The sequence below is a fragment of the Pelomonas parva genome (assembly GCF_043555835.1).
Classification (GTDB): Bacteria; Pseudomonadota; Gammaproteobacteria; order Burkholderiales; family Burkholderiaceae_C; genus Pelomonas; species Pelomonas parva.
Genome location: NZ_JBIGHV010000002.1, coordinates 1 through 16,229, shown reverse-complemented (window position 1 = coordinate 16,229; position 16,229 = coordinate 1). Strand labels below are relative to the sequence as shown.

At 68.8% G+C, this 16,229-nt stretch carries 8 protein-coding genes; all 8 read left to right on the top strand.

What is annotated here, in order from left to right:
• Window positions 1-20: 20 nt before the first annotated feature.
• The 8 genes from ACG00Y_RS03995 to ACG00Y_RS03960 all read left to right on the top strand — a co-directional run bounded on the left by ACG00Y_RS03995 (window position 21) and on the right by ACG00Y_RS03960 (window position 15,825).
• Window positions 21-2,744, top strand: a complete 2,724-nt coding sequence (locus ACG00Y_RS03995; RefSeq protein WP_394476214.1) for an exo-rhamnogalacturonan lyase family protein — start codon at window positions 21-23, stop codon at window positions 2,742-2,744.
• Window positions 2,741-4,120, top strand: coding sequence for a glycoside hydrolase family 28 protein (locus tag ACG00Y_RS03990; protein ID WP_394476212.1), 1,380 nt, complete (start codon window positions 2,741-2,743; stop codon window positions 4,118-4,120). Before ACG00Y_RS03995 ends, ACG00Y_RS03990 begins: the two co-directional genes overlap by 4 nt.
• A 664-nt stretch (window positions 4,121-4,784) precedes the next feature.
• Entirely contained in the window at window positions 4,785-7,775 is a 2,991-nt protein-coding gene (locus ACG00Y_RS03985) for a glycoside hydrolase family 2 protein (protein ID WP_394476210.1), read from the top strand.
• Window positions 7,772-10,165 (top strand): glycoside hydrolase family 95 protein, encoded by a 2,394-nt coding sequence (locus tag ACG00Y_RS03980; RefSeq protein WP_394476208.1) that lies wholly within the window; start codon window positions 7,772-7,774, stop codon window positions 10,163-10,165. The genes ACG00Y_RS03985 and ACG00Y_RS03980 overlap by 4 nt, the downstream gene beginning before the upstream one ends.
• Window positions 10,162-11,202 carry a glycoside hydrolase family 43 protein gene (locus ACG00Y_RS03975; protein ID WP_394476207.1) on the top strand — a complete coding sequence of 347 codons (1,041 nt, stop codon included), beginning with the start codon at window positions 10,162-10,164 and terminating at the stop codon, window positions 11,200-11,202. The genes ACG00Y_RS03980 and ACG00Y_RS03975 overlap by 4 nt, the downstream gene beginning before the upstream one ends.
• Window positions 11,199-11,969, top strand: coding sequence for an alpha/beta hydrolase (locus ACG00Y_RS03970; RefSeq protein WP_394476205.1), 771 nt, complete (start codon window positions 11,199-11,201; stop codon window positions 11,967-11,969). Before ACG00Y_RS03975 ends, ACG00Y_RS03970 begins: the two co-directional genes overlap by 4 nt.
• Before the next feature lie 176 nt (window positions 11,970-12,145).
• Window positions 12,146-14,365: a type I secretion system permease/ATPase gene (locus ACG00Y_RS03965; protein ID WP_394476203.1), complete on the top strand. Its 2,220-nt coding sequence runs from the start codon at window positions 12,146-12,148 to the stop codon at window positions 14,363-14,365.
• A gap of 26 nt (window positions 14,366-14,391) precedes the next feature.
• Complete coding sequence (locus tag ACG00Y_RS03960) at window positions 14,392-15,825, top strand: HlyD family type I secretion periplasmic adaptor subunit (protein WP_394476201.1); 1,434 nt, start codon at window positions 14,392-14,394, stop codon at window positions 15,823-15,825.
• Window positions 15,826-16,229 lie beyond the last annotated feature (404 nt).

Here is a 16,229-nt window from a genome sequence, read left to right as displayed (position 1 = left end):
CCTACACCGTCAAGGTTCCCATGAAGCTCTCTCCGTTCTCCCGCCGCGGCTTCCTGCAGACCACGGCCGCCGCGTCGCTGGCTACATCGCTGCCCGCCGCACAAGCAGCCACCGCCAACCTCCCCGGCACGCCCGCGCCCGTCGCAGACACGACTCTGCGCTGGCTAGACGGCCAGGCGCCCGCGCGCTTCGAAGGCGCGACCTTCGGCGTGCCCTGGCCGCGCGGCCAGGTGCGGTCTGGCGCCAAGGCGCTGGACTTCAAGCTGGGCAACCACGCCATCCAATCCTGGCCACTGGCCTACTGGCCCGACGGCTCGCTGAAGTGGACGGCCCACGCGCTCGCAGGCGGCGTGCCGGCGGGCGAGCTGAAGCTGGAGAACGGCAAACCCGCAGCGGGCGGCCTGACCGTCAAGCAATCGGCGGCGCAGATCGTCATCACCGCCGGTGACCTCGCCTGGACCGTGCCCACGCGCGGCGCGGTGCTGATCGAGCAGGCCACGCGCGGCGGCCGCGTGACCATGCAGAACCTCAAGCTCATCGCGCTGCGCCAGGACGGCGCCGAGCCCGAGCTGGACGGCAAGACCGCCCGCCAGGCCTTCAGCAGCAAGGTCACCGCCGTCACCGTCGAACAGCAAGGCCCCGTGCGCGCGGTGCTCAAGCTCGACGGCACCCACAGCGGCAACGGCCGCGACTGGCTGCCTTTCTCCGTGCGCCTGTACTTCTACGCCGGCGCCGAGAGCGTGCGCATCGTCCACACCTTCGTCTGGGACGGCGACCCGGCCAAGGACTTCATCGCCGGCCTCGGTGTGACGGCGCAGGTGCCCATGACCAACGCCACGCATGACCGCCATGTGCGCTTCTCCGGCGAAGGCGTGGGCGTGTGGGGCGAGGCGGTGCGCCCCATCACCGGCCTGCGCCGCGACCCCGGCAAGGCCTATCGGGACGCCCAGGTCGCCGGCCAGGCACTGCCGGCGCTGTCGGGCATGGCCAAGACCGTGCAGGACGGCCTGAAGTGGATTCCCGAATGGGGCGACTTCTCGCTGTCGCAGCACAGCGCCGACGGCTTCACGCTGAGGAAGCGCACGGCACCCGGCCATGCCTGGATCGACAGCAACAGCGGCGGCCGCACCAAGGGTCTTGTCTATACAGGCGGCGCGGCGGGCGGCGTGGCGCTGGGCTTCAAGGACTTCTGGCAACGCGCGCCCGTGCGGCTGGACGTGCGCGGCGCGGCCAGCGAGCTGGCCGAGGTAACCGCCTGGCTGTACTCGCCCTCGGCGCCGGCGATGGACATGCGCTCCTACCGCTCCGCCGGCGAGATGGACACGCACGCCGAGCAGATCGAAGGCCTCAACATCACCTACGAGGACTACGAGGCCGGCTGGGACACGTCCGTCGGCGTGGCCCGCACGAGCGAGCTGCAGCTGTGGGTGCTGGCCGCCACGCCGTCGCACCAGGCCTTCTCGGACATGGCCGAGCAGGTCGCCAACCCGGCGCGGCCAGTGCTCACGCCGCAGCGCCTGCACGCGGCCGCCGTGTTCGGTGATTGGGACGTCGTCGACACACGCACGCCGGCCCGCAAGCTGATCGAAGACCGCATGACGGTGCAGCTGGACCAGTACCTCAAGGAAGTCGAGCAGCACCGCTGGTACGGCTTCTGGCACTACGGCGACGTCATGCACGCCTACGACGTGGACCGCCACATGTGGCGCTACGACATCGGCGGCTATGCCTGGGACAACTCGGAGCTGTCGACCGACCTGTGGCTCTGGTACGGCTATCTGCGCACCGGCCGGGCGGACATCTTCAAGCTGGCCGAGGCGATGACGCGGCACACCGGCGAGGTGGATGTGTATCACCTCGGCCAATTCAAGGGCTTCGGCACGCGCCACGGCGTGCAGCACTGGTCCGACTCGTCCAAGCAGCCGCGCGTGTCCAACGCGGCCTACCGCCGCATCTACTTCTACCTGACCGCGGACGAGCGCTGCGGCGACCTGATCCGCGAGCTGCTGGAGTCGGATGCCGACATCGCCAAGGTCGACATCTCGCGCAAGCTGGCCAAGGACCCCTCGCGCGAACCCGCGCCCGGCCTGCCCAACGCGTCCTTCGGCACGACCTGGGGCTCGTGGATCGCCGCCTGGCTGACCGAGTGGGAGCGCACCGGCGACAAGCGCTGGCGCGACAAGCTCGTCAACGGCATGCAGAGCATCGGCGACCTGAAACGCCGCTGGTTCGCGGGCGGCGCGCCCTACGACGCCAAGACCGGCAAGTTCGCCGGCCCCGGTGACCATGTCTCCATCTCGCACCTGAACGGCGTGTTCGGCGTCATCGAGATGAGCTCGGAGCTGCTGACGCTGGTGGACGTGCCCGCCTACCGCAAGGCCTGGCTGGAGTACTGCCGCTACTACAACGCCCCCCGGACGGAGCTGACCGCGCTGCTGGGCAAGGACCCGGGCCGGGTCAACCTGGCCGACACCGGCTCGCGCATGACGGCCTATGCCGCCTTCCACGAGAAGGACCGCGCGCTGGCGCTGCGGGCGTGGCGGGAGTTCTTCTCGTCGAGCGCGCTGAAGGGCGATGGCCGCACGCGCCGCATTGGCGGCGTGGACGTGCTGCGGCCGCTGGACGAGCAGCCGGGCATCAGCACCAACGGCTCGGCGCAATGGGGGCTGGCGGGCATCCAGAACCTGGCGCTGATCGGCGACTCGCTGGACGAAGCCGCCAAGGCGGCCGGGCTGGTGCAGTGACGCTGTCGCGCCGCGCCGTCTTGTCCGCTGCGGCAGGCCTGGCTGGTTGCGCGACGGCCAGCGCGAGCTTCCCGACGCAGACGGTGGCCGTCGAGGGCACGCCCTTCGACATGCCGCCGCTGCGCCTGCCGGTGTTTGACGGCCGGCCTCGCTTCGCCATCACGGACTTCGGCGCCAGTGCCGACAGCCAGGCGAAAACCTCGGCCGCCATCGCCAAGGCGATCAGCGCTGCGCATGAAGCCGGCGGCGGCATCGTCGTCGTGGCGCCTGGCAGCTGGCCCACCGGCCCGGTGCACTTGAAGAGCCGCGTCAACCTGCACTTGGACGCCGGCGCCCTGCTCCGCTTCTCGCCCGACCCGGCCGACTACCTGCCCGCCGTGCTGGCGAGTTGGGAGGGGCTGGAGTGCATGCTGCATTCGCCGCTGGTCTATGCGCACGACTGCGAGGACATCGCCGTCACCGGCGCGGGCACGCTGGAGGCGCGCATGGAGGTCTGGCAGCAATGGTTTGGCCGGCCCAAGGCGCACATGGATGCGCTGGTGGCGCTGTACCGCATGTCGGTCGACGGCGTGCCTGCACGCGAACGACGCATGACCGATGGCGACGCCCATCTGCGCCCACCCTTCCTGCATTTCAACCGCTGCCGGCGCGTGCGCATCGAAGGCGTGCGCATCGTCAACAGCCCGTTCTGGACGGTGCACCCCTTCCTGTGCGAGGACGTGCTGATTCGCAACGTGAGCATCCGCGCCCACGGCCACAACAACGACGGCGTGGACCCCGAGATGAGCCAGCGCGTGCTGGTCGAGGACTGCACGTTCGACCAGGGCGACGACGCGATCTCCGTCAAGTCCGGCCGCGAGCGCGACGGCTGGCGCTTGGGGCAGCCGTCGCGGCACATCGTCATGCGGCGCTGTCGCGTGCTGAATGGCCACCAGCTGATGGCCATCGGCAGCGAGCTGGCGGGCGGTATCTCAGACGTGCTGGTGGAGGACTGCGAGGTCGACAACAGTGCCAGCACGCACAAGGTGCAGCTCTTCAACCTGCTGTTCGTGAAGACCAACGAGCGGCGGGGTGGATACGTGCGCAACATCCACATGCGGCGCGTGAAGGCGCATCGGCTGGCGGGCAGCGTGCTTGACGTGGACACGGATGTGCTCTACCAGTGGCGGACCTTGATGCCGACGTTGGAACGGCGGTTGACGCCGGTCGAGGCGTTGTTCGTGTCGGATGTCGAGGTAGTGGAGGCGAAGCATGTGAGCCGGCTGCGGGGCGAGGCGGCGTTGCCGATTCGCGGTGTGAGCGTGCAACGCGTGAAGGTTGGAACGCTGACTGGCGAAACGCATGACCATCGCAATGCGGCCGAGGTCAGCGTGTGAGTTCCAGCGGTGGGTTGTCGCCACAGCCCAGCCGGGATTTCGTCCCGGCGGCCGACCTACTTTTTGCGCAGCCAAAAAGTAGGCAAAAAGCTCTCCCCTGCGAAACCGGCCCTGCGGGCTCCCCTGCGATGCTCGAAGCCCAGGGCCGCGCTGAACTCGCGCCGCTACGCTCTGCTCGAACAGTCATCGCGAAGTCAGTTCACGAAGTGCGCTTCGCGCACGCCCTGGGCTTCTGCGCTTCTCTGCGGTTTAGAAGGGGAGGCCCCAAACAGCCTACGGCTCGGCTGCGCCATCGCCTCGACACGAAAGCACCATGCCGTCGCGCCGCCCGAGCGGCGCTGCATTCACCTGATGAGCCCGGCGTGCAGCCGGCGTTAACCGGCGTGAAGGGGCGATGGATGGCGCTGGTCACAAAGACAGCAGCGAGAGCGCAGCGGCTCGCGTCTGCGCGCCATGCCATCGGACGTTTTCGCGCGCCATCGACGGCGGCGTCGCGATGGTGTGCGGTTCAGCGCCTCTTCTTTGGTGACTTTGGCTTCGCCGCAACTTCGTTGTCTTCTGGTCCGCAGAAGAAAACCGAAGGTTTCGCCAAAGTTACCCCGCCGCCGGGCGGGACTCCCGGCATGGGCCTAGCCACAAACCAACACCAACGAGAGGCCACCCAATGAAGCACCTCCTGCTCATCGCCGCGCTGCTGGGCGCCACGCAAGCCCACGCCACCCGCGAGGTCTACAACTTCAACCCCGGCTGGCGCCTCCACGTCGGCGACGCCGCCGGCGCTGAAAGCCCGACGTTCGACGACGTCAAGTGGAAAGCGGTCACCCTCCCCCGCGCCTGGAACGAGGACGACGCCTTCGCCAAGGACATCGTCGACCACAGCACCGGCATCGCCTGGTACCGCAAGCGCTTCACGCTGCCTAACGACGTCACCCAACGCAAGGTTTTCATTGAATTCGAGGGTGCAAGGCAAGCCGCCGAAGTCTGGGTCAACGGCCAGCGCATCGGCCTCCACGAAAACGGCGTCACCGCCTTCGGCTTCGACCTCAGCCAGGTCGTGAAGACCGGCGAGAACCTCATCGCCGTGCGCACCGACAACCGCTGGGACTACCGCGAACAAGCCACCAACCAGCGCTACCAGTGGGCCGACCGCAACTTCAACGCCAACTACGGCGGCCTGCCCAAGAACCTGCGGTTGCACATCACCGACAAGCTCTACCAGACGCTGCCGCTGTACTCCAACCTCGGCACCACCGGCGTCTACGTCCACGCCACCCACTTCGACATCCCCGCCGGCAAGGCGACCATCACCGCCGAAGCCCAGGTGCGCAACGAGAACGCCTCGCCGCAGCGCTTCGGGTACGACGTGACGCTGCGCGACACCACTGGCCGCGTCGTCGCGACGTTCAAGGCACCGGCGCAGACCGTTGCAGCAGGCGCCACCACCACCGTCAGTGCCAAGGCGCCGGTCACCGGCCTCGACTTCTGGAGCTGGGGCCACGGCGCGCTGTACGACGTGCACACCACGCTGACCGTCAACGGCAAACCCATCGACACCGTCGTCACCCGCACCGGCTTTCGCCAGACCGAATTCGCCAACGGCATGGTCAAGCTCAACGGCCGCGTCATCCAGTTGAAGGGTTATGCGCAGCGCACCAGCAACGAATGGCCCGCCATCGGTCTGTCCGTGCCCGCCTGGCTCAGCGACTACAGCAACGGCCAGATGCTGGCCAGCAACGCCAACCTCGTGCGCTGGATGCACACCGCGCCGTGGAAGCAGGACGTGGACTCGCTGGACCGCATCGGCCTGATGCAGGCCATGCCCGCGGGCGACTCCGAGGCCGACGTGACCGGCCGGCGCTGGGAACAGCGCATGGAGGCCATGCGCGACGCCATCATCTACTTCCGCAACAGCCCGAGCATCCTGATGTACGAGGCAGGCAACCGCGGCGTCAGCGCCGAGCACATGGCCGAGGTGAAAGCCATCCGCGACCGCTACGACCCGCACGGCGGCCGAGCGGCGGGCAGCCGCGAGATGCTGTCCAAGGCGCTGCAGGACGTGGCCGAGTGGGGCGGCGAGATGCTCTACATCAACAAGAGCGCGCGCCGCCCGCTGTGGGCCACCGAGTACTCGCGCGACGAGGGCGCCCGCAAGTTCTGGGATGAACTCTCCCCGCCCTTCCACAAGAACGGAGACGGCCCGCCGCACAAGGGCCAGCCGGCGCCCAGCTACAACCACAACCAGGACTCGCACGCGCTGGAGAACGTGCGCCGCTGGGCGGACTACTGGCGCGAGCGGCCCGGCACCGGCACGCGCGTGTCATCGGGCGGCGTCAACATCATCTTCAGCGACAGCAACACCCACCACCGCGGCGCCGAGAACTACCGCCGCAGCGGCGAGGTGGACGCGATGCGCATCCCGAAGGACGGCTTCTTCGCGCACCAGGTGATGTGGGACGGTTGGGTGGACATCGAGAAGCCGCGCGCTCATATCCTGGGCCACTGGAACTACGACGCAGGCAGGCTCACGACGGCATCGGCGATGGCCGCCGCACATATGCTGGAGCAAGATTTGACCTTCGTCGGCCGCACGTTGAAGACGGTCACCGTCATTTCCAGCGCCGACCGCGTGCTGCTGACGCTGAACGGCAAACCCGTCGGCGCGGCTGCGGCCAGCGAGCCCTTCGTCTTCAACTTCCCCGGCGTGGCCTTCGAGCCCGGCGAGCTGCGCGCCATCGGCCTGGACAAGAACGGCCACAAAGTCTGCGAGGACGTGCGCGTCACGGCCGGTGCGCCGGCAGCGATGAAGCTGACCGCGCAGACGCACCCGCAAGGCCTGCAGGCCGATGGCGCGGACCTGGCGCTGGTGCAGGTCGAGGTGGTGGACGCGCAGGGCCGCCGCAACCCGATCGCGCTGGACACGGTGAAGTTCACGCTGGACGGCCCGGCCGAATGGCGCGGCGGCATTGCGCAGGGGCCGGGCAACTTCGTGCTGGCCAGGGAGCTGCCGGTGGAAGGGGGCGTCAACCGCGTGCTGGTGCGCAGCACGACGGAGGCGGGTGTCATCAGGCTGCGCGCCGAAGCGGCGGGCCTGGCACCCGCGACGCTGGAGCTGCGCTCGCAAGTCGTCAAGGTCGCCGGCGGCCTGAGTGCGCGCTTCCCCGCCGACGGCGTGGCGCCGCAGTCGGCCCGCGGTGAAACGCCGGCCACGCCGTCGCTCACCGTCAGCCGCATCGCCGTGCCCGTCGCCGCGCTGGAAGCCGGCAGCGGCGTACCGGCCCAGGCCATCGACGACGACGAAACCACCGCGTGGACCGGCAAGGGCCCGCTACGCTTGCGCCTCGCCGAAGCCGCCACGCTCAGCGAGATCACGGTGAAGCTCGGCGGCTGGCGCGAGCGCCAGTACCCCTTGCGCATCAACGTCGACGGCCAGGAAGTCTGGCGTGGCGTCACGCCGCGCAGCCTGGGCTACGTGACGCTGCCACTCAAACCGCATCGCGGCCAGAACGTCACCCTCGAACTGACCGGCGAAGCACAAGGCGGTGCGGCCACCGCCAACACCGAAGTCGCCAACCAGAAGATCGTCGACACCGGCGCTGCCAGTCTCGGGCGCGGAGTCCTGTCCATCGTCGAACTTGAGCTCTATCGCCAACCATGAGCAAGCAACCCACCCGTCGAGACTGGCTGCAACAGCAAGCCGCCCATGCCAGCCTGCTGCGCTTCGGCGCACCGCTCACGCCGCTGCTGGCCGCCCCCACCGCGCTGGCCCAGGACGACAAGCCACAGCCCCACCGCCTCTGGTACCGCCGCCCCGCGGACGAATGGGTGCAGGCGCTGCCGGTGGGCAACGGGCGCCTCGGCGCGATGGTGTTCGGCGGCACGCACACCGAGCGGCTGCAGCTCAACGAGAACAGCCTGTTCTCCGGCGGCCCCTACGACACGACAAACCCGAAGGCGCGCGAAGGCCTGCCCAGGGTGCGCGAGCTGATCTTTGCCGGCCGCTATGCCGAGGCCGAGAAGCTGGCCAACGAGACGCTGCTGGGCGTGCCCAGCCGGCAGATGGCCTATCAGCCGCTGGCGGAGCTGCTGCTGGTCTTCCCCGGCCTGGACGGCGTGCGTGGCTACGAGCGCAGCCTGGACCTGGACGAGGCCGTCGCCACGACGAGCTTCCGCGCCGGCAGCGCGACGCTGACGCGCGAGGTGTTCGCGTCGGCGGCCGACCAGCTCATCGTCGTGCGGCTGACGGCCGACAAGCCGAAGTGGATCACCACCGACCTCACGCTGACCGCGCCGCACCAGAAGAGCAGCGGCGGCGAGGGCCAGCACACGCTGTGGGTGGCCGGCACCAGCCCCACCGTGGCCGGCATCGAAGGGCGCCTGCCATTCGAGTGCCGGCTGCAGGTGATCGCGCGCGGCGGCAAGGTCAGCGCGCGCAATGGCGGGCTGTTCGTGCAGGGCGCCGACGAAGTGCTCATCCTCATCGCCGGCGCCACCGGCTACAAGCGCTTCGACGACATCTCCGGCGACCCGGCAGCCCTCAACAAGGCGACGCTGGCTGCGGCCGTCGCACGCGGCCCCGACGTGATCCGGCAAGCCCACCGCGACGACCACCAGAAGCTGTTCCGCCGCGTCGCCATCGACCTCGGCGCTGGCCCCAACGGCAAGCTGCCCACGGACGAGCGCATCGCCCGCTTTGCCGAAGGGCAGGACCCCGGCCTCGCCGCGCTCTACCTGCAGTACGGCCGCTATCTGCTGCTCGCCAGCTCGCGGCCCGGCTCGCGCTTCCCGGCCAACCTGCAGGGGTTGTGGAACGAGAAGACCAATCCGTCGTGGGGGTCCAAGTGGACCATCAACATCAACACGGAGATGAACTACTGGCCTGCCGAGCTGTGCAACCTCGGCGAGACGGTGGAGCCGCTGTTCGCGATGGTGGAAGACCTCGCCATCACTGGCGCCAGGGTGGCGCGCGCGATGTACGACGCGCCCGGCTGGGTCACCTTCCACAACACCGACGGCTGGCGCGTGGCCGCACCGACCGATGGCGCGAAGTGGGGCCTCTGGCCCATGGGCGGCGTGTGGCTGGTGAACACGCTGTGGGAGAGCTGGCTGTTCCGTCGCGACCCCGCTTTGCTGAAGCGCCTGTACCCGCTGATGAAGGGCGCGGCCGAGTTCCAGCTCGCCACGCTGGTGAAGGACCCGAAGACAGGCCACATGGTCACCAACCCCAGCAACTCGCCGGAGAACAGCCACCCGCACGGCTCGTCCGTCTGCGCCGGCCCGGCCATGGACAGCCAGCTGCTGCGCGACCTGTTTGCCTACGTGGCCGAGGCCGCGCGCGAGCTGCGCACCGACCGACCGTTCGCCCGCGACTGCCTGGCCATGCGCGACCGCCTTCCGCCCGACCGCATCGGCAAGGCCGGCCAGTTGCAGGAATGGATGGAGGACTGGGACATGGAAGCGCCCGAGCTGCAGCACCGCCACGTGTCGCACCTGTATGCGCTGTACCCGTCCGACCAGATCACGCCGGACGACACGCCGGCGCTGGCCGCCGCCGCGCGCAACGTGATGGAACGACGCGGCGACGACACCACCGGCTGGGGCATAGGCTGGCGCATCAACCTGTGGGCGCGGCTGAAGGACGGCGAGCATGCCTACTCGACGCTGCAGCGCCTGCTGCACCCCAGCCGCAGCTACCCCAACCTGTTCGACGCCCACCCGCCCTTCCAGATCGACGGTAACTTCGGCGGCGCGGCGGGCATCGCCGAGATGCTGGTGCAAAGCCACCGCGGCCGCATCGAGCTGCTGCCGGCGCTGCCCTCTGCCTGGCCTGCCGGCAGCATCAGCGGCCTGCGGGCGCGCGGTGGCTTCGAGCTGGCGATGACCTGGCAAGGCGGCGAGGTACAGGCCCTGACAATCGCGAGCGCCGTCGGCGGCAGCACCGAACTGCGCCGGGCTGGCCAGAAGCTGCCGCTGCGCCTGAAGGCCGGCGAGACTGCCCGCTTCGAGCGCCGCGACGGCAAGCTACAACGCATGGAGACCTCTGCTTGACTCACCCGATCTCGCGCCGCACGGCGCTGGCTGCGGCCCTGCTGGCCCCCACCCTGCCCGCTCTCGCACAAGCGCCCGCAGCACCCGCCCCCACGCCCCTGCCCTGGCCCAACCCGCTGATCCCGCAGCGCGCCGACCCGCAGATCCTGCGCCACGGCGACTGGTACTACCTGATGGCCACGGTGCCCGCCTACGACCTGCTGGAACTGCGCCGCGCGCGCAGCATCGCCGGCCTGGCGACGGCCGAGCCCAAGGTCGTCTGGCGCAAGCACGACAGCGGCCCGATGAGCCGCCACATCTGGGCGCCGGAGCTGGCCTTCCTCGACGGCCGCTGGTTCATCCACTTCAGCGCCGGCGAGGCCAAGGAGCCGTGGAAGATCCGCATGTGGACGCTGGAGAACGCGTCGGCCGACCCCATGCAGGGCACCTGGACCGAGCGCGGCCAGATCAAGACCGCGTGGGAGAGCTTCACGCTGGACGCCACCGTCTTCGAGCACCGCGGCAAGCGCTACATGGCCTGGGCGCAGAACGACCCGGCGAGCAAGAACCACAGCACCAACATCTATCTCTCGCGCATGAAGAGCCCGACCGAGCTGGCAGGCCCGCAGGTGCTGCTGACCCGGCCCGAGTACGCGTGGGAGAAAGTGCGCCACCAGGTCAACGAGGCGCCGGCCGTGCTGGTGCACGGCGGCCGCGTGTTCATGACCTACTCGGCCGCCGGCACCGGTGCCGAGTACTGCCTCGGCCTGCTGTGGGCCGATGCGAACGCCGACCTGCTCGACGCCAAGAGCTGGCGCAAGTCGCCCGGCCCGGTGTTCGCCACCAGTGCCGAGAACAGCCAGTACGGCCCGGGCCACAACAGCTTCCTCGTGGAACCGGACGGCACGGTGCTGAATGTCTTCCACGCCCGCAACTACCGCGACATCGCCGGCGACCCGCTGAAGGACACCGGCCGCGCCACACGCGTGCAGCCGTTGAACTTCACCGCCGACGGCATGCCGGACTTCGGCCTGCCGCTGAAGGAGACGCAGCGATGAGCAACGTGATCGCCCTGTCGGACGGCGCGCCGAATGTGTTCGACGGCGAGTCCCCCGACCGCATCTGCCGCCGCCCCACACGCGCCGAGCTGCACGCCTACCCTTCGCCCACACCCGCCCGCGGCCGAGCGCTCGTCTACGCCGGCGGCGGCTATCTGCAGCTGATGCACGACAAGGAAGGCGTCGAGATCGCCCAGTGGCTGAACACGCTGGGGCTGGACGCCTACGTGCTCGTCCACCGCCTGCCCGGCCAGGACGGCCACGCCTTCGACATCGCACTGCAGGACGGCCTGCTGGCGCTGGACCACCTCGCCACGCTGCCGCCACTGCCGCTGCTGCACGTGGGCCTGTCCTCCGGCGGCCACCTGGCCGGCGTGATGGCCTGCCAGCGGGAATCGGCCGGCGCCGTCATCGCCTACGCGCCGCTGAACGCCAACCACCGCGACCACAAGTTCCCGGCAGGCAAGCCCGACTTCCCGCCGCCCGAGAAGCAGGCCTTCTACGACGCCTGGCCCATCGGCATCGCCGGCGAGCCGCACGGCCTGCCCAAGTGCCCGGTGTTCCTGGCCTATGCGTTGCACGACCCGATCGTGCCGGTGCAGCACGCGCTCAACCTCATCGTGGCGGCGCAACAGCACAAGCTGGACGTGGAGGCGCATGTGTTCCCGCAGGCAGAGCACGGCTTTGCGATGCGCTTGCTGGACGGCACGCAGGACCAGTGGCCGGGGCTGGCGGCGCGGTGGATGGACGCCAAGCTGAGCCCTTGACTGCCCGGCAATCGATCAAATCCTTGATTGATTGCCCCCCCCCTTCTCGAAATCCCTAGCGCCCACACAAGCTGGACGCATGCGGCGACGCCGCGCATCGACTAGATTTCCCCCGCCCATAACAAATCAAACGCCGGTCATGCATCAGCAGGCACGGCACCAGGGGGAGACAGCGAGTGCGGACCAACGTCCAGCGCAGCGACCAAGGCGGAGACACGCCCGGCGACGCGCAACCAGATCAGACCCAAGCTCAGCAGAGCCCTTGCACGCTGCAGGCGCTGTGCGTCGTCGCACGGCTGCACCACATCGCCGCCGAGCCGCACGCGCTGCGCCATGAACTGGGCCTGGGCGAGACCGCCGAGGTCAGCGAGCAAGACCTGCTGCTGGCGGCCCAGCGCATCGGCCTCAAGGCCAAGGTCTCGCGCAGCACGCCCGACCGGCTGACGCTTGCGCCGCTGCCCGCGCTGGCCAGGCTGCATGACGGCCGCCTGGTGGTGCTGGCGCAATGCGACGGCCAGCGCGTGCTGTTCGTCGACCCCAGCACGGCCAGCGGCGCCCAGGCCGCCCGGCCCACCATCGAGCCGCTGGAGGTATTCGCCGGCCAATGGAGCGGCGAACTCATCCTCGTCACGAGCCGCGCGTCACTGGCCGGCGCGCTCGCCAAGTTCGACTTCTCCTGGTTCATCCCCAGCATCGTCAAGCACCGCAAGCTGCTGGGCGAGGTGCTGCTGGTGTCGCTGTTCCTGCAGCTGTTTGCGCTGGTGTCGCCACTGTTCTTCCAGGTAGTGATGGACAAGGTGCTGGTACACAAGGGCGTCACCACGCTGGACGTCATCGTCATCGGCCTCGTGGTCATCATGCTGTTCGAGAGCGTGCTGACCGTGCTGCGCACCTATGTGCTCAGCCACACCACCAGCCGCATCGACGTGGAGCTGGGCGCCCGGCTCTTCCGCCACCTGCTGAACCTGCCGCTGGCCTACTTCCAGGCACGCCGTGTGGGCGACTCCGTGGCACGTGTGCGGGAGCTGGAGAACATCCGCCAGTTCCTCACCGGCAATGCGTTGACGCTGGTGCTGGATGTGCTGTTCTCGGTCATCTTCATCGCCGTCATGTTCAGCTACAGCGTGCCGCTGACGCTGATCGTGCTTGCGTCGCTGCCGCTGTACCTGATCCTCAGCCTGACCATCGTGCCGGTGCTGCGTGGCCGCCTGAACGAGAAGTTCGCTCGCGGTGCCGAGAACCAGTCCTTGCTCGTGGAGACGGTCACCGGCATCCAGACCGTCAAGGCCAGCGCGCTGGAGCCGCAGATGGCCCGCCGCTGGGACGAGCAGTTGGCCGCCTACGTCGGCGCCTCGCTGCGCACCCAGACGCTGGCGCAATACGGCCACGAGGGCATCAACCTCATCGGCAAGGTCGTCAACGCCGCCACGCTCTGGTACGGCGCGCACCTGGTCATGGACGGGTCCTTGACAGTCGGCATGTTCATCGCCTTCAACATGTTCGCCGGCCGGGTGGCCCAGCCCATCATGCGCATCGCGCAGATGTGGACGGACTTCCAGCAGACTGGCCTGTCCATGGAGCGCCTGGGCGACATCCTCAACACCCGCACCGAGCTGCCACCGCAAAGCGTCAGCCCGCTGCCGCGCCTGCAGGGCCGGGTGACGCTGGACAACCTGAGCTTTCGCTACCGGCCCGACGCCCAGCCCGTGTTGCACGGCGTGAGCCTGGATGTGAAGCCCGGCGAGGTCATCGGCATCGTCGGCCGCAGCGGCTCGGGCAAGAGCACGCTGACCAAGCTCATCCAGCGCCTCTATGTGCCCGAGAGTGGCCGCGTGCAGGTCGACGGGCACGACGTGGCCCTCATCGACGCCGCCCAGTTGCGCCGCCAGGTGGGCGTGGTGCTGCAAGAGAACATGCTCTTCAACCGCAGCGTGCGCGAGAACATCGCCATTGCCGACCCGGCCGCGCCGCTCGACACCGTGATGCAAGTCGCCAAGCTGGCCGGTGCCCACGAGTTCATCACCGAACTGCCGCAAGGCTACGACACCACGGTCGGCGAGCAGGGCAGCAGCCTCTCCGGCGGCCAGCGCCAACGCATCGCCATCGCGCGGGCGCTGTTCAGCCAGCCGCGCATCCTGATCTTCGACGAGGCCACCAGCGCGCTGGACTACGAGAGCGAGGCCATCATCCAGCAGAACATGCGTGCCATCTGCCAGGGGCGCACGGTCTTCATCATTGCCCACCGGCTGAGCGCTGTGCGCCACGCCCACCGCATCATCGCGATGGACAAGGGGCGCATCGTGGAGATGGGCAGCCACGAAGAACTGCTTGCCAAGCCGCAAGGCCTGTACGCACACCTGTGGCGCATGCAGGGCGGCAGCGAGGTGGCGGAATGAACACGAGCGCTGCACCCAAGCCACCCGTGAGCATCGAAGCGCCGCGCCATGCCTTCATCGAGCTGCTGGCCCGCTACCGCGCCATCTTCAAGGCCGCCTGGGACCGCCGCGACGAGCTGGCCGGCCCCCGGCGCATGCAGGACGAACGGGCCTTCCTGCCGGCGGCCATCGCCCTGCAGGAGACCCCGCCGCACCCTGCCCCACGCCGGGCCATCCTCGCCATCTGCGCCTTCTTCACCCTCGCGCTGCTGTGGGCCTGCTTCGGCCACATCGACATCGTGGCCGTGGCGCAAGGCCGCATCATCGTCAGCCAGCGCAGCAAGACGATTCAGCCGCTGGAGACCAGCGTGGTCAAGGCCATCCATGTGAAGGACGGCGACAAGGTGAAGGCCGGCGACCTGCTGATCGAACTGGACGGCACGCTCACAGCGGCCGACAGCGCGCGCGTGGGCGAGGAGCGCAGCGCCGCTGCCTCCGAAGGGCTGCGCAGCCAGGCGCTGCTGGCCGCCTTGACCCGAGGCAACGCGCCCGGCCTCGCCGCATCGTCATTGCAGGCCCTGGGCGCGACCGACCGCGCCAGCATCCAGACGCAGCTGCAAAGCGAATGGGCCGACATCAGCGCCAAGCTGGCCAAGTTCGCGGCCGAGGCGGCCCGGCGCCGGGCCGAGATCGCGACCGCCGAGCAGTTCGTGGCCAAGCTGCAGGCGACGCTGCCGCTGGCTGAAGCGCGCGAGAAGGATTTCAAGTCGCTGACGGAGCAGGGCTTTGTCGCCAACCACGCCGGCCAGGACCGCACGCGCGAACGCGTCGAGATGGAGCGCGACCTGGCCATGGCCCAGGCCCGGTTGCAGGAAGCCAAGGCCGCCCTGGCGGAGACCGCGCAGGGCCTGCAGGCCTACCGCGCCGAGACGCTGCGCGGCCTCAAGGAACAAGAGACCCAGGCGGGGCTGAAGTCACGCCAACTGGCGGAGGAAGGTACCAAGGCCGACAAGCGCAACGCGATGACCCGCCTCACCGCGCCGGTCGCCGGCACTGTGCAGCAGCTGGCCGTCCACACGTCCGGCGGCGTGGTCACCCCCGCCCAGGTGCTGCTGGTGCTGGTGCCCGACGACGGCGCGGTCACGGCCGAGGTGGTGCTGGAGAACAAGGACATCGGCTTCGTCCAGGCGGGGCAGAGCGCGACGATCAAGCTGGAGACGTTTCCGTACACGCGCTACGGCACGGTGCAAGCCACGGTGAGCAGCATCACGGCGGACGCGGTGCAGGACGAAAAGCGCGGGGCGATCTTTCCGGTCAGCCTGGTGCTGGGGGAATCACGCATCAGCGTGGATGGCAGGCGCGTCAGGCTGGTACCGGGGATGAATCTCACGGCTGAAATCACTACCGGCAGGCGGCGGATTGTTGACTACCTGTTGAGTCCGGCGAGGCGGCATTTAAACGAGAGCATGAAGGAGAGATGAAACATGCCTCCCAGAAGAGAGTGCTGACAACCACCTATTAAACCAGCGGAACGCAGAACCAAGCCTCCTCATAGCAAACAAAGGAAACCTTGTACAGAGAAGAATCGCATTCATTGAAATCATTTGGCATGAAAATCACCAACCCATTCATTAGTCGGCCCTGCAGAACCCCGCCAACCCGCATGAACACTGGGGATTCGGGGTGATCGCCGATGGTCAGAACTCCCAGGAAGATATTCAATCCATAGCAGTTGCTGGGAGTTTTTGGGAGGCGAGGCGATGGCCACGGACGACTTCTTCAGGGCGCGGCTGGACGGCATGGTGGACCCACGCCACCCGCTGGCAGTGCTGGCCCGCCGCATGCCCTGGGCGCAGATCGAGTCCACGCTTGCGCCGCTGTTCGC

Coding starts and splice junctions, on each gene's coding strand:
- ACG00Y_RS03995 (WP_394476214.1), top strand. CDS start 21: ATGAAGCTCTCTCCGTTCTCCCGCCGCGGCTTCCTGCAGACCACGGCC.
- ACG00Y_RS03985 (WP_394476210.1), top strand. CDS start 4,785: ATGAAGCACCTCCTGCTCATCGCCGCGCTGCTGGGCGCCACGCAAGCC.
- ACG00Y_RS03980 (WP_394476208.1), top strand. CDS start 7,772: ATGAGCAAGCAACCCACCCGTCGAGACTGGCTGCAACAGCAAGCCGCC.
- ACG00Y_RS03970 (WP_394476205.1), top strand. CDS start 11,199: ATGAGCAACGTGATCGCCCTGTCGGACGGCGCGCCGAATGTGTTCGAC.